This is a genomic window from Sphingopyxis indica (assembly GCF_032879645.1).
GTDB classification, from domain to species: domain Bacteria; phylum Pseudomonadota; class Alphaproteobacteria; order Sphingomonadales; family Sphingomonadaceae; genus Sphingopyxis; species Sphingopyxis indica.
Genome location: NZ_CP076394.1, coordinates 2,569,668 through 2,583,883, shown reverse-complemented (window position 1 = coordinate 2,583,883; position 14,216 = coordinate 2,569,668). Strand labels below are relative to the sequence as shown.

The window sequence follows — 14,216 nt, the reverse complement described above, 5'->3', positions numbered from 1 at the left end:
CGGCTCCTAATCCAGCGGCGAGGGGCGGGCAAGCATTGGGTTATCGCTCCCACCATCAGATTCCCGGCGCTTCGGGGAAGGCGAGCGCGCGATAATGGTCGATGTCGTGCGCGGGCGGCGCGACGCCTGCGGGCAGCGGCAGCCCGTTCAGCGATTGCCACCAGGCGATCGAGGCGTCGCGCCACCAACGCGCCTCGCGCTGCTGCACCTTCAGGTCCTCCGCGACGTCGGCGAAACGCTCGGCATCGACGTGGCCGCGCTGCGCATCCCACGTCGCCGCCATCGCATCGACCGCCGCGACGCCGCGGTCGTAGCGGTGGACGAGTTCGGCCCACAGGCTGCGCCCCGACCGCGTGCGCCAGTCCCACGGCAGATGGTGGAACCACAACAGATAATCCTCATCCATCGCTTTTGGATCGCGCCATTCGTCCGCGACCGAGGGCGCATATTGGGCGAGCGCGTCGCTGCCGCTCGCCGTCCGGTCGAAGCCGATTCCGTGCGCGTCGGCGCGGCTGTAATAGCAGGGGTTCCACTCGGGGCGCGCAAGGTCGCACACCCACGGCGCAGGGCCGTAATGATGGTTCGTCCCCATCTGATGCGCGAGGCCGAGCGGGGTCATATAATCGACCACCGCCTGCCGGCTGCCGAGCATCATGGCGGTCACCGCATCGAGGAAGCCCGCGTCGCGGCCCAAGGTCTGCGCCGCCCATTCGCGTGCGACCGCTTCGCTCGCCAGCGACGGGTTCCAGGCAAGGCGGCCGAAGGCATACCAGTTCGCCTGATCGAAATGGCCGCCGGTCCAGTTGCGATCCGACCCGACATTGGCGACCCCCGCCATGCCGCCGCGGCGCACCATGCCGGCGACTGTCCCGCCGCGTCCGGTGTCGGCGTCCAGCGCCTCTTTCCACAAGGGCGCGAGGAAGGCGAGGTGGGTCGAAAAGCCCAGATATTCCTTGGTAATCTGTCCCTCGAACATCAGCCGCGTTTTCGGCATCGCGCCGAAGATCGGGTGAAAGGGTTCGCGCGGCTGGAAGTCGATCGGGCCGTTCTTGACCTGCACGATCACATTGTCCGCAAATTGCCCGTCGAGCGGCACGAAGTCGGCATAGGCCTGTTTCGCACGGTCGCTCGCATCCTCGGCCGAATAGACGAAGGCGCGCCAGATCACGGTGCCGCGCGTCCCCAGCGCCGCCGCGAGCATGTTCGCGCCGTCGGCGTGGCTGCGGCCATAATCCTGCGGTCCCGGCTGACCTTCCGAATTGGCCTTGACCAGAAAGCCGCCGAAGTCGGGAATGGCGGCGTAAATTTCGTCGGCCTTCGCCTTCCACCAGTGGCGCACCGCGGGGTCGAGCGGGTCGGCGGTGGCAAGCCCGCCGATGTCGCGCGGGGCGCTGAACCGCGCCGACAGGAAGACGCGGATGCCATAGGGCCGCCACGCATCGGCGATGCGTCGAAGCTTCGCGATGAAGCGCGGCTCGAGGAAGATCGCAGGCGCGTTGACATTGTTCACCGCGACCGCGTCGATGCCGATCGAGGCGTTGGCGCGCGCATAGTCGATCAGCCGCCGGTCGAGGTGATCGGGCAGGCGCCACCAGTCGAAGATCGAGCGCCCGGCATAGCCGCGCTCGACGCTGCCGTCGACATTGTCCCAATGGTCGAGCATCCTGAGCGGCATCGCCGGCCGCTCGTCGAGTTCGATCGCGCGCGGATCGCGCCCGAGCGACAGCTCGCGGAGCAGCGCGAAGGCGCCGTACAGGCAGGCGCGATGGTCGGCGCCCGCGATCACCAGCGTGCGCGCATCGGCGGCGCGGATATGGAAAGACCCGTCGCCGTCGCCGCCGGCGCGCGGGCAGTCGAGCCGGATCGTGCCTTTGGTCTTCGCGGGCGCGCCGAGCGACGTGAGGCCGCGCGCGAGTTCGGCCTCGGCCACGGCGAGCATCGGGCCGCCAGTGGTCCCGCTCGCCCGCTCGACGCGCGGGGCAAAGCCTTGAAGCCGCGCCAGCGCGTCGCCGCCGAGCGGCGCATAGCGCAGCCACAGCGCATAGCCGTCCTCGGCATGTGCGGCGGTCGCCGGTAGCAGGGTCAGCGCAAGGAGCGCCGCCGCGAGGCGATTGACAAGCCCTCTCCCATTCATCATGGTAGCGCTATCAAAAATGGCGCGGCAGTCAAGCCCGCCGGCATTGGGGAGAGGCGATGACGGGGCGTTTCAAAGCGGTTCTGCTGGCGGTGGCTCCGTGAGGCGCCGCGCGGCCCTGCGCCTGCTCGCGGGCGGCAGTCTCGGCGCGCTGGCGCTTGCGCGCGCGCCGGTCGCCGCCGCGCTCGCGCCGCCGCGCTACAAGGATGCCGCGGCGCCGATCCCGGTGCGCGTCGCCGACCTGATGGCGCGGATGACCCTGGCGGAGAAGATCGCGCAGATCCGCGCCGCCTGGGCGGCGAAGGGCGCGATGATCGACGGGCTCGCCTTCGACCCCGCCAAGGCGAGCGCCGCCTTTCCCGACGGCATCGGCCATGTCACGCGCCCGTCGGACAAGCGCGGGGTGCCCGGCATCACCGGTGCCGCGGGCGGCACGGCGGCGCGCTGGCGCACGCCCGAGCAGACGGTCGATTTCATCAACGCGCTCCAGCGCTGGGCGGTGGAGGATATACGGCTCGGCATTCCGGTGCTGCTCCACGAGGAATCGCTCCACGGCTATATGGCGACCGAGGCGACGATGTTTCCGCAGGCGATCGCGCTCGCGGGGACGTTCGACACCGACCTGATGCGGCGCGTCCAGTCGGTGATCGCGCGCGAGGTACGCGCGCGCGGCGTGCCGCTGGTCCTTTCGCCCGTCGTCGACATCGTCCGCGACCCGCGCTGGGGCCGGATCGAGGAATGCTGGGGCGAAGACCCGTTCCTCTGCGCCGAGATGGGTGTCGCCGCGGTCGAAGGGCTGCAAGGCGCGGGCAAGTTCGAGCGGCTCGGCCCGGACAAGGTGTTCGCGACGCTCAAGCATATGACCGGCCACGGCCAGCCAGAGAGCGGCAATAATATCGGCCCCGCGCCGATTGCGGAGCGCGAGCTGCGCGAGAATTTCTTTCCGCCCTTCCGCGAGGTCGTCCGCCGCACCTCGGTCGGCGCGGTGATGCCGAGCTATAACGAGATCGACGGCGTGCCGAGCCACGCGAACACATGGCTGCTCGGCGACGTGCTGCGCGGCGAATGGGGCTTCGACGGGCTGATCGTCAGCGATTATGGCGGCGTCCACGAGCTTGCGACGCTCCACCATCTGGCCGCCGACGAGGCCGAGGCGGCGCGCCTCGCGCTCGAAGCCGGGGTCGACAGCGAATTGCCCGAGGGGCAGGCCTTTGCGACGCTGGCCGACAGCGTCGCGGCGGGGCGGGTGCCAATGGCGCTGATCGACCGCGCCTGCGCGCGCATCCTGACCTTCAAATTCCGCGCCGGATTGTTCGAAAATCCCTATGGCGACAAGGCGAAGGCGCGCGCGATCACCGGCAATGCCGAGGCGCGCGCGCTCGCGCTCGAGGCGGCGCGCAAGTCGCTCTGTCTGCTGACCAACAAGGGCGGCGCGCTGCCGCTCGACCGCCGCCGCATGGGCCGCGTCGCGGTGATCGGGCCGAATCATGCGATCGCGCGGCTCGGCGGCTATTCGAGCGTGCCGAAGCAGGCGGTCAGCCTGATCGACGGGCTGCGCGCGCTCGCGCCCGAGGCCGATTTCGTCACCGCGCAGGGCGTGTTCATCACGACGAGCGAGGATCGCTCGGCCGATCTGGTCGAACTCGCGCCGCGCGACCGCAATCTCGCGCTGATCGCCGAAGCGGTCGAGGTCGCGCGCGGCGCCGACCGCATCATCCTCGCGATCGGCGATACCGAACAGACGAGCCGCGAGGGCTTCGCCGCCAACCATCTCGGCGATCGCACCGACATCGACATCGTCGGCGAACAGAATGAACTCGTCGATGCGCTCGCGGCGCTCGGCAAGCCGCTGATCGTCTGCGCGATCAACGGCCGTCCGCCGAGCTGGCCCAATGTCGTGCAAAAGGCCGACGCGATCCTCGAATGCTGGTATGCGGGGCAGGAGGGGGGCACCGCGATCGCCGAAGCTTTGCTCGGCGACATCAATCCGGGCGCCAAGCTGCCGGTGAGTGTGGTGCGCAACGCGGGGCAGATTCCGCTCTTTTACAACCGCAAGCCGAGCGCGCGCCGCGGCTATCTGTTCGACGATGCCGCGCCGCTGTTCCCCTTTGGCCATGGGCTCAGTTACACCCGCTTCGAGATTTCGGCGCCGCGCCTCTCGGCCACCCGCATCGCGCCCGACGGGGTGGTTGAGGTCGCGGTCGAGGTAAAGAATATCGGCGATCGCGCGGGCGACGAGGTGGTGCAACTCTATATCACGCGCACCGGGGCGTCGGTGACCCAGCCGATCCTCGAATTGAAGGGTTTTCGCCGCGTGACGCTGGCGCCCGGCGCCAGCGAGCGCTTGACCTTCACCCTCGGCCCGCGCGAACTCGCGATCTGGGACGCCGCGATGCGCGAGCGCGTCGAGCCCGGCCGCATCGAGGTCGGGGCCGGCGCCAGCTCGGCGGAGCTGCGCCGCGCCGCTTTCACGATCGGATAGCCCATGCCTGCTTCGACCATTGCCGATATTCGGACGATCACCTGTTCGCCGGGGCGCAATTTCGTCACGCTCAAGATCGTCTGCGAGGACGGCACCTATGGCGTGGGCGACGCGACGCTCAACGGGCGCGAGCTCGCGGTCGCCTCCTATCTCGCCGACCATGTCGCGCCGTGCCTGATCGGCCGCGACGCGCACCGCATCGAGGATATCTGGCAATATCTCTATCGCGGCGCCTATTGGCGGCGCGGGCCGGTGACGATGAGCGCGATCGCCGCGGTCGACATGGCGCTGTGGGACATCAAGGCGAAGCGTGCCGGGATGCCGCTCTATCAGCTGCTCGGCGGCGCGGCGCGCGAGGGCTGCATGGTCTATGGCCACGCCAATGGCGAGACGATCGACGAGACGATCGAGGCGGCGCGCGACTATGCCGCGCAGGGCTATCGCGCGATCCGCCTCCAGGCCGGCGTCCCGGGCCTCGCCAAGACCTATGGCGTGTCGTCCGACCGCTATTTCTACGAGCCCGCCGACGCCGACCTGCCGTCCGAAGCCGCCTGGGCGACGCACAAATATCTGCCGAGCGTCGCGCCGCTCTTTGCCGCGGCGCGCGACGCGCTGGGGTGGGACGTCCATCTGCTCCACGACGTCCACCACCGGCTGACCCCGATCGAGGCGGCGCGGCTCGGCAAGGATCTGGAGCCCTTTCGTCCCTTCTGGATCGAGGATCCGGTGCCGGCCGAGAACCAGCAGGGCTTTCGCCTGATCCGCCAGCATACGACGACCCCGATCGCGGTCGGCGAGGTGTTCAACAGCATCTGGGATGCGAAGCAGCTGATCGAGGAGCAGCTGATCGACTATATCCGCGCCACCGTCGTCCACGCCGGCGGGATCACGCATCTGCGCCGCATCACCGCGCTCGCCGACCTTTATCGCATCCGCACCGGCTGCCATGGCGCGACCGACCTGTCGCCGGTGAGCATGGCCGCGGCGCTCCATTTCGGGCTTTCGATCCCCAATTTCGGGGTGCAGGAATATATGCGCCACACCGAGGCGACCGATGCGGTCTTTCCGCACGCCTATCGCTTCGAACGCGGGATGATGCATCCCGGCGACGCCCCCGGCCTCGGCGTCGACATCGACGAGGCGCTGGCGGAAACCCATCCTTATCGCCGCGCCTATCTGCCGGTGAACCGGCTCGAAGACGGGTCGATGCATGACTGGTAGCGCGGCCCCCGCCGCCGCTCCGGCGCCATCGCCCGGCCGCTTCCGCTGGGCGATCTGCGCGCTGCTCTTTTTCGTGATCACGGTCAACTATGTCGACCGCCAGGTGATCGGCGTGCTCAAGCCGGTGATCGAGAGTGACATGGGGTGGAGCGAGGTCGATTACGGCAATATCGTCACCGCCTTTCAGGCGAGCTATGGCGTCGGGCTGCTGGTCGTCGGGCGCTGGCTCGACCGCGTCGGGACGCGGCGCGGGCTGGCGATCGCGATCGCCCTGTGGAGCATCGCCGCCGCTTTCCATGCCGGCGCGCGCAGCGTGCTCCACTTCATCCTCGCGCGCGCGGCGCTCGGCATCGCCGAAAGCGCGGCCTATCCCGGCGCGGTCAAGTCGGTCGCCGAATGGTTCCCGCGCCGCGAGCGCGCGCTGGGGGTCGGCATCCTCAACGCCGGGGCCAATGTCGGCGTGCTGCTGACGCCGATCGTCGGCATCGCGGTCGCTGGCGCTTTCGGCTGGCGCGCCGCCTTCCTCGTCACCGGGCTGCTCGGCCTCGTCCTGCTCGCCGCATGGCTGCGCTTCTATCGCACCCCCGCCGATCATCCGCGCCTCACCGCCGCCGAGCGCGCGCATATCGAGCAGGATGGCGAAGACCCCGATTGCGCGCCGCTCGGCTGGGGGCAGGCGCTCCGCCAGCGCCAGGCCTGGTATTTCATCGCCGCCAAATTCTTCACCGACCCCGTCTGGTATCTCTTCCTCTTCTGGCTTCCCGATTTCTTTGCGAAGACGCAGGGGCTCGAGCTGTTTCCGAAGGGCGATACCGGCATCCTCGCGACGATCGGCCCGGCGCTCATCGCCGTCTATCTGCTCGCCGACATCGGCTCGGTCGCGGGCGGCTGGCTCTCGTCGCGGTTGATCCACCGCGGCTGGAGCGTCAATGCGGCGCGCAAGACGACCTTGCTCGTCGCCGCGCTCTGCGCGTTGCCGCTCGTCGGGGTGACCAATGCGCCGAACGCGGGGGTCGCGGTCGCGCTGATCGGACTCGGCACCGCCGGGCATCAGGCCTTTTCGTCGAATATCTTCGCGATGATCGGGGATCTCTATCCGCGCCGCGCGGTCGCGACGGTCGCGGGCATGGGCGGCATGGCGGGGGCGATCGGCGGCATATTGATCGCGCAGGCGACCGGCTGGACGCTTCAGCTCACCGGTTCCTATCTGCCGATCCTGCTCTATGCCGGGCTCGCCTATCTGATCGCGCTCGCGGCGATCCAACTGCTCGTCCCGCGCATGGAGCCCGCGCCGCTCACCCCCCTTCAACCGGAGCCTTTTCGATGATCGAACCGACCCGCCGCCAGACGCTCGGCGGCCTCGCTGCGCTTGCTGCGCTTCCCGCATCCGTGCGTGCCGCGCCGCCGGCTCCCGCCTCGCTCGACGCGCTGGCGCGTAAAGGCGGCCGCCGCTTCGGCAGCGCGATCGCGTGGAATCCGCGGAGCATGGATTCGGGATCGGTCCAGAACCCCGCCTATGCCGCGCTGGTGCGGCGCGAATGCGGCCTCGTCGTCCCCGAGAATGAGATGAAGTGGCAGTGGCTGCGCAAATCGCCGGACAGCTTCGACTTTTCGGCCATGGACGGCATCGTCGGCTGGGCGAAGGCGAGCGGCCTTGCGGTGCGCGGCCACACGCTGCTGTGGCATCGGCCCAAATGGTTTCCCGGCTGGCTCAACAAATATGATTTTGGCGCGAACCCGGCGACCGAGGCCGAGCGCTTGCTGACCACCCATATCCGCACGGTGACCGCGCGTTATGGGGCCATCATCAAGAGCTGGGACGTGGTGAACGAGGCGATCGACCACGACCGTAATGCGCCGATCGAAACGAGCCTGTCGCGCGCGATGGGCAGCCCCGAGGCGGTGCTCGACCTGGCCTTTCACACCGCGCGCGAGGCGGCGCCGGGGGCCGAGCTTGTCTATAACGACTATATGAGCTGGGAGCCGGCGCACGCGAAGCATTGCGCCGATGTGCTCCGCCTGCTCGAAGGCTTTCGCAAGCGCGGCACGCCGGTCGATGCGCTCGGTATCCAGTCGCATATCGAAATGTTCAGCCTCGATCCCGCGACCGGCGTCGGCCCCTATCGCGAGCGCGAATGGCGCGCCTTCCTCGACGAGGTCGTCGGCATGGGATACCGGCTGCTGATCACCGAATTCGACGTCAAGGACAAGGCGCTCCCCAGCGACGTCGCGGTGCGCGACGCGAAAATCGCCGATTATACGCGGCGCTATTTCGACCTGATGCTGGGTTACGAGCAGCTCGGCGACATTCTCGCCTGGGGGATGGTCGACAAATATAGCTGGCTGCAGGGTTTTGCGCCGCGCGACGACGGGCGCGAGGTGCGCGCCTGTCCCTATGACGACGCCTATGCGGCGAAGCCGATGCGCGCGGCGATCGCGGCGAGCTTCGCCGCGACGGGCTGACCACCCCGGCGTCTGGCGGCTTTTCGACCGTAAGGGGACGTTCTGGCCTATCCTGACCCGTTCGCATCGAGCGCAGTCGAGATGCCCCTCGGCGTCGCGCCATCGAGATGGGTGTCTCGACTTCGCTCGACGCGAACGGGAATGGAGGTGTCCGGAAACGACCGCAAGCTGCCGTCAAGCCATCGCCAGATTCGCGCAGAGACGCCGAGAACGCAGAGGGCAAGCTTGAAAATCTCTGCGTTCTCTGCGTCTCTGCGCGAAATATTTGGAAAGGCGGCATCCGACCGGTTGCGGACCTTTCCATCCTCGTCACCCCGGACTCGATCCGGGGTCCATGACTTCGGCGCTGCCATGGATCCCGGATCGAGTCCGGGATGACGAAAGGAATATGTGCATATCTGGGTGATCCCCGGCGAAGGCCGGGGGCCATGCATCAGGCGCGGCGCTTGCGCGCTGGACCCCGGCCTTCGCCGGGGATCACCTTATGACGCCGCCGCCGGAACGTCCGTCCCCGACCCCAAGCCGGACATTCGCCGCGAAAAAACCGCTGTCCTACATCATTCGACTGTGCCAGCCTTCGTCTCGGCTCTTTCGATATGTGGATAAAGGCGGTCACGGCCCGATTTACGGACGCGGGCGGGAGTCGGCGCGGCATGATCGCTGAACACAACCCAGCGGCGGCCGCAAAAGGCTGAACTTTACTGAACTTTGGAACGACGAGGCGAACCCAGCCCGCGATAACCGAAGACGGCGATGGCAACTGGTCCCAAACCGGTTATCCCCGAAAACAAGGTGCCGCCGCTCTTGCGAGCAGCGGCACAGGAAGGCGGCAATTTGCGAAAGGGTGCTAGAAATTGCCGCGGAGGATGAAGGAGAAGCGCCGGTCGTTCATGAAATAGGACCGCGGGACGAGCGCTTTCGGATCGCTGGTATAGGCCTGCAGCGTCTTGGTGACCTCGTTGGTCAGGTTCACGCCCTGCACGCCGATCTTGAGATTGTCGGTGATGTTGAAGAAGATCGAGGCGTCGAGCTGGCCCGTGTCGTCGTTGAAGATCGACGTATAGGGGAAGATCACGTCCGCCGCGGTGAGCAGGAAGCGCGAGCGCCAGTTATAGGCGACGCGGATCGACACCGGGCCCTTTTCGTAAAAGGCGGTCGCGTTGACATTATGCTTCGACAGGCCTTCGAGCGGCAGGTTCCCCGCCGGGGTCGTCGAGGTGTTCACCGGACTGCCCGTGTTGAGGAAGCTGTTCGGCAGGCCCGAGCTCTTGATATAGCTGTAGTTGGCGCTGGCGCCGAAGCCGCTCAACAAGCCGGGAAGGAAGTCGAACGTCTGCTGATAGGCAAGCTCGAAGCCCTTGATCTTGCCGTGGCCGTCATAATTTGCCGGTCCCCGGGTCGCGAAGGGGAAGGTGACGCCATTGTTGGTGATCGGCAGATCGACCGTCGACTGATAGAAGAAGTTCTTCACATCCTTGAAAAAGATGTTCGCGGTGATCGACCCGACGCGTGAGAAATAATATTCGGCGGTCGCATCGAACTGCCACGCCGTCGCGGGCTTGAGATAGGGGTTGCCGACCGATGCGGTGAGCTGCCCATTGCCGTCGACGCCGGTGGTCAGATAGGGCCGGACATAGGCCGTATCGGGCCGCGTCAGCACCCGCGAAATCGCGAGGCGGAACAGCAGATCGTCGGTCACGCCGAAGCGCAGGTTCAGGCTTGGCAACAGATAGCGATAATTATTCTTCGCCGAATTGGGGACGACCGTGCCGGTGGTTCCCGCAAACTGCTGAAGCAGCGCGTAATTTTCGGCGCCGCCGTTGCAGACGCCACCCGGCCGGCGCGCAGGCGTGCCGGGGGGTGCACCCGCCGGAATGCTGGGCGCGCAGCGCACGTCATAGGGATCTGTGATGCCGAAGTCCGATTGCGACGGTATCAGCGTCGCACCCTGCGTCGCGAGACGCGTCTCGACAAAGCGCACGCCGATATTGCCGGCCGCGCGCAGTCCGCTGTCGCTTGGCGTTTCGAAGTTGAGCATGACATAGGCGTTGAAGTCGCGCTGCTTCACGCGCTGGATTTCGCTCGGCAGATAATGCGTGCCTTCGACCGTCAGCGGGCGATCCTGCGCGCGTTCCCAATCGTTCGCGCCGCCGGCACCATTTTCGGTATGCCAGATGTCGTTGATACCGGTCAGGAAGCCCGCGGCATCGTCATAACCGTCGATCAGGTCGCCAGTGTAATAATAGCCGCCGATCGGTCCCGGAGTCTGGCCGCGGAAGAAGTTGGGGAAGGTATAGAACTCGGCCTGGTCGCCTCCCGCCTGGTCGAGCGACACCGGCGCGCTTCCCGACCAGACCTCGCTGAGCACACCCCAGTTGTAGGTGGTGTAGCGGATCGTTTGGTCGCGGTCGGCATAGCGCGCGCCGGTCTTGATCTTGCGGATGAAGCTGTCGTCGTCGAAATGATAGGTCAGGTCGCCGCGGAAGGCGAATTCCTGCCCGTCGCTCTCCTCGAAATGGTCCATCGCCGCGCGCCAGAACTGGACGCGCTGGTCGGCGAAATATTGCTCGTCGGTCGCATTCACCAGATCGGGGTTCGGCGTCGCCCAGTCGGCGTTGAGCGTATTGGGCTTGTGCGAGATCAGCACCGGCAGGCTGCCGGTGATGTCGAGTTCCTGGTCGGCGAAGGTCGAGCCGAAGGTGCTCATATCGTCGACGTCGTGGCTCGAATCGGTCCAGTTGGCGTCGAGTTCCATCTCGACGCGATCGCTGAACTTGTGCTGCAGGTTCAGCCCATAGTCGGCGATCGTGTTGCGCTCATAGACCTGGCGGCGCGACAGGCTCTGCTGCATGCCGCCCGTCGGCACGAAGCTGTCGGCGCTGCCGCTACCCGCGCTGCGCCAACCGGTGCCGGGCAGGGTGATATAACCGCTCTCGAACAGCCCGTTTTCGTCATATTGATAGTTGGTGAAGCTGCCGACCGGACATTCGGCGCGCGTCGTGTTGTTGCCGTTATAGGCCGGACCGTTGGTGTTCTGGCGGCATCCGACCGGATAGGTGTTATATTCCGACAGATCGGGTGCGGTTTCGAACGTGTGCTCGCCCCACGCATTGGTCGAATGCGAGCGCAGGAATTGCGCGGTCAGCTTGGTGTCGCCGTCGAGCGACTCCCACTGCGCGGCGAGCGCGATGCCGTTGCGCTTGCGGTCGAAATCCTGACTGCGATACTGACCGCCGACCGGCGCATAGGCGACGCCAAGCGGATCGGCGAGACCATCGGCGCCGGGGAGCTGGGCGGTGCCGCACGGCGCGCCGAAACCGTCGGCGCCAACGGGCGGAGCGGTCGTCGTGTCGCTGTCGCCGGGCAGGGGATTGCGGCAGACCAGAACGCCATTGCCGTTCTGGAAGCGGACCTGCTGATTATCGCGGGTCTGGAAATTGGTGACCTGGATGCCGTCGGCGCGGCTCTTGATCCGCGAATAGGACACGCTGCCGAGCAGGCCGATCGTGCCGATGCCGGTATCCCAGGTGTTGCTGATCAGGAAGGAAGCAGTCGGCGTCCATTCCTTGCGGAAATCGCCGTAATTGGCCTCGGCCGAGAAAGCGACGTGGAAGCCGCGATTGTCGAAGGGCTTGCGCGTGTTGAGGTTGACCGTGCCTGCAAGGCCGCCCTCGATCAGGTCGGCGGTGGCGTTCTTGTAGACCTCGACCGAGCCGAGCAGTTCGGACGGCACGTCGGCGAAGTTGATCGCCTGTCCGCCGACACCGGCGGAAAAGGCGTCGCGGCCGTTGAATTCCGAGCGCACGAAGTTGAGGCCGCGGATGACGACGCCCGAGCCCTCGACCGAGAAATGGTCGGGGTCGTTGGTGCCGGCGAAGCGGTTGATCGAGATGCCCGGAACGCGCTGCAGCGCTTCGGTGACCGAACGGTCGGGCAGCGCGCCGATGTCCTGTGCGGTGATCGCGTCGACGACGGTGTCGGCGTTGCGCTTGATCTCCTGCGCATTGGCGAGGCTGGCGCGGATGCCGGTGACGACGATCGCTTCGTCGGAGGCGGGCGCCTCGTCGGCGGTGGCGGTGTCGTCCTGGGCCGCGGCAGGCGCGGCGGCGGCGAGCAGGGCGCTCACCGCGAGTATCGAGGCTCCCGCGCGCATCGCACCCCGGCGCCGCGACGAATCAAGCCCGGACTCGGCAGAAAATTTGGTCACACTCCCCTCCCATGGTAGCGCTATCACAATGTAACGGGAATCTTTGCGTCCCCGTTACCGGCTGTCATATATGGCCTGTCATCCATTGGCAAGTGCGCTTTACGCGGGCATAAGGAATGTGCGATTACCGCGAAAAACCGCGGATCGGGGCCATTGGGAGGGGCTGAAGCGATAATGAAGGATAGCGTTACCGAAATTGCCGACGTCGTGATCGTCGGCGGCGGCACCGCGGGATGGATGGCCGCGGCTGCGCTTTCGCGATTCCTCGCCAATGGGCGCCGGCGGATCACCCTTGTCGAATCGGACGCGATCGGCACGGTCGGGGTGGGCGAGGCAACGATTCCGCCGATCCTGAACTTCAACCGCATGCTCGATATCAACGAGAATGATTTCCTCCGCGCGACGCGCGGCACCTTCAAGCTCGGCATCGAATTTGTGAACTGGGGACGCGCCGGCGACCGCTATATCCATCCCTTCGGCAGCTTCGGCCACGACCTGCACGGCATCGCCTTTCATCAGCTCTGGCTGCGCGAGCGCGTGCGCGGAGAAGCCGGGGACATCGCCGATTATTCGATGAGCGCCGCCGCCGCCGCGCGCGGGCGCTTCGGCCGGCCGGGGCGCGAGGCGAAGCCGCCGCTCTCTGAGCTTTTCTATGCCTTTCACTTCGACGCGAGCCTCTATGCACGCTTCCTGCGCGGCCTTGCCGAGCGGCAGGGGACGATCCGGCGCGAAGGGCGGATCACCGGGGTCGAACGCGACGGCGAGAGCGGCGACGTCGCCGCGGTCCGGCTCGAAAGCGGCGAGCGCATCGCGGGCGACCTGTTCATCGACTGTTCGGGCTTTCGCGGCCTGCTGATCGAGGAACAGCTTGGCGCGGGCTATGAGGACTGGTCGCGCTGGCTGCCCGCCGACCGCGCGATCGCGGTGCCGACCGCCAATGTCGGGCCGCCCGATCCCTTCACCCGTTCGACCGCGCACGGCGCGGGCTGGCAGTGGCGCATCCCGCTCCAGCACCGCACCGGCAACGGCCATGTCTTTTCGAGCGCTTTCATGGACGAGGATGAGGCGCGTCGCATCCTGCTCGCCAATCTCGAAGGCGAACCGCTCGCCGATCCGCGCACCATCCCCTTTCGCACCGGTCGCCGCAAGCTCAGCTGGAGCCACAATGTTATCGCGCTCGGCCTCTCGTCGGGCTTCTTGGAACCGATCGAATCAACGAGCATCCATCTGATTCAAAACGGTATCCAGCGCCTTCTCGCACTCTTTCCAGACAAGCCGGTCAGCCCGGTCGAGCGCGACGAATATAATCGCGGGATGCGCGATCTTTACGAGGATGTCCGCGACTTCATCATCCTCCATTACAAGGCGACGCAGCGCGATGACACGCCCTTCTGGCGCCACGTCCGCGACATGGACATTCCCGACAGCCTGGCGCGCAAGATCGAGTTGTGGCGGCTGCACGGCCGCATCTTTCGTGAAAATGCCGAGCTGTTCGGCGTGACGAGCTGGGTTGCGGTGCTGCTCGGCCAGAATATCCGGCCCGAACGCTACGACCCCGTCGCCGACACGCTCGACGAGGCGAAGGTCGCCGCCGCGATGGCCGAGATGCGCGCCGCCTACGCCCGCGCCGCCGAACGGCTGCCGGCGCAAGACGAGTTTCTGAAAGTCGCGGGCGCCTGGGCCGCCGAGGCGGCGGCGTGATCGCCGAT

The 14,216-nt window shown here is 66.8% G+C and carries 7 protein-coding genes; 5 read left to right on the top strand and 2 right to left on the bottom strand.

Annotation, left to right across the window (positions count from 1 at the left end; genetic code table 11):
- Window positions 1-55: 55 nt before the first annotated feature.
- The gene (locus tag KNJ79_RS12265; RefSeq protein WP_317151265.1) at window positions 56-2,137 is read right to left on the bottom strand and encodes an alpha-glucuronidase; all 2,082 of its coding nucleotides are present in this window, start codon (window positions 2,135-2,137) and stop codon (window positions 56-58) included.
- A 97-nt stretch (window positions 2,138-2,234) separates the two neighbouring features.
- Between KNJ79_RS12265 and KNJ79_RS12260 the strand changes: the two genes are divergently transcribed.
- Genes KNJ79_RS12260 through KNJ79_RS12245 form a run of 4 tightly spaced genes read left to right on the top strand, consistent with a single transcriptional unit; the run spans window position 2,235 to window position 8,300 of the window.
- A complete protein-coding gene (locus KNJ79_RS12260) occupies window positions 2,235-4,616 on the top strand; it encodes a glycoside hydrolase family 3 N-terminal domain-containing protein (protein WP_317151264.1) in 2,382 nt (793 codons plus the stop codon).
- A 3-nt stretch (window positions 4,617-4,619) separates the two neighbouring features.
- Entirely contained in the window at window positions 4,620-5,837 is a 1,218-nt protein-coding gene (gene manD, locus KNJ79_RS12255; RefSeq protein WP_317151263.1) for a D-mannonate dehydratase ManD, read from the top strand.
- Window positions 5,827-7,164, top strand: a complete 1,338-nt coding sequence (locus KNJ79_RS12250) for an MFS transporter (protein WP_317151262.1) — start codon at window positions 5,827-5,829, stop codon at window positions 7,162-7,164. Before manD ends, KNJ79_RS12250 begins: the two co-directional genes overlap by 11 nt.
- Window positions 7,161-8,300, top strand: coding sequence for an endo-1,4-beta-xylanase (locus KNJ79_RS12245; protein WP_317151261.1), 1,140 nt, complete (start codon window positions 7,161-7,163; stop codon window positions 8,298-8,300). The genes KNJ79_RS12250 and KNJ79_RS12245 overlap by 4 nt, the downstream gene beginning before the upstream one ends.
- 847 nt (window positions 8,301-9,147) lie before the next feature.
- On the opposite strand, the gene KNJ79_RS12240 is transcribed toward KNJ79_RS12245, so the two are convergent.
- Window positions 9,148-12,507: a TonB-dependent receptor gene (locus KNJ79_RS12240; protein ID WP_317151260.1), complete on the bottom strand. Its 3,360-nt coding sequence runs from the start codon at window positions 12,505-12,507 to the stop codon at window positions 9,148-9,150.
- Window positions 12,508-12,681: 174 nt separating this feature from the next.
- On the opposite strand from KNJ79_RS12240, the gene KNJ79_RS12235 reads away from it, so the two are divergent.
- On the top strand, window positions 12,682-14,208 hold the full coding sequence (locus KNJ79_RS12235) for a tryptophan halogenase family protein (protein WP_317151259.1): 1,527 nt from the start codon (window positions 12,682-12,684) through the stop codon (window positions 14,206-14,208).
- The last annotated feature ends 8 nt before the right edge of the window (window positions 14,209-14,216 follow it).

What these genes read in the sequence shown, in the direction of transcription:
- KNJ79_RS12265 (WP_317151265.1), bottom strand. Translation starts at nt 2,137, where the DNA reads ATGATGAATGGGAGAGGGCTTGTCAATCGCCTCGCGGCGGCGCTCCTT.
- KNJ79_RS12245 (WP_317151261.1), top strand. Translation starts at nt 7,161, where the DNA reads ATGATCGAACCGACCCGCCGCCAGACGCTCGGCGGCCTCGCTGCGCTT.
- manD (WP_317151263.1), top strand. Translation starts at nt 4,620, where the DNA reads ATGCCTGCTTCGACCATTGCCGATATTCGGACGATCACCTGTTCGCCG.
- KNJ79_RS12250 (WP_317151262.1), top strand. Translation starts at nt 5,827, where the DNA reads ATGACTGGTAGCGCGGCCCCCGCCGCCGCTCCGGCGCCATCGCCCGGC.
- KNJ79_RS12235 (WP_317151259.1), top strand. Translation starts at nt 12,682, where the DNA reads ATGAAGGATAGCGTTACCGAAATTGCCGACGTCGTGATCGTCGGCGGC.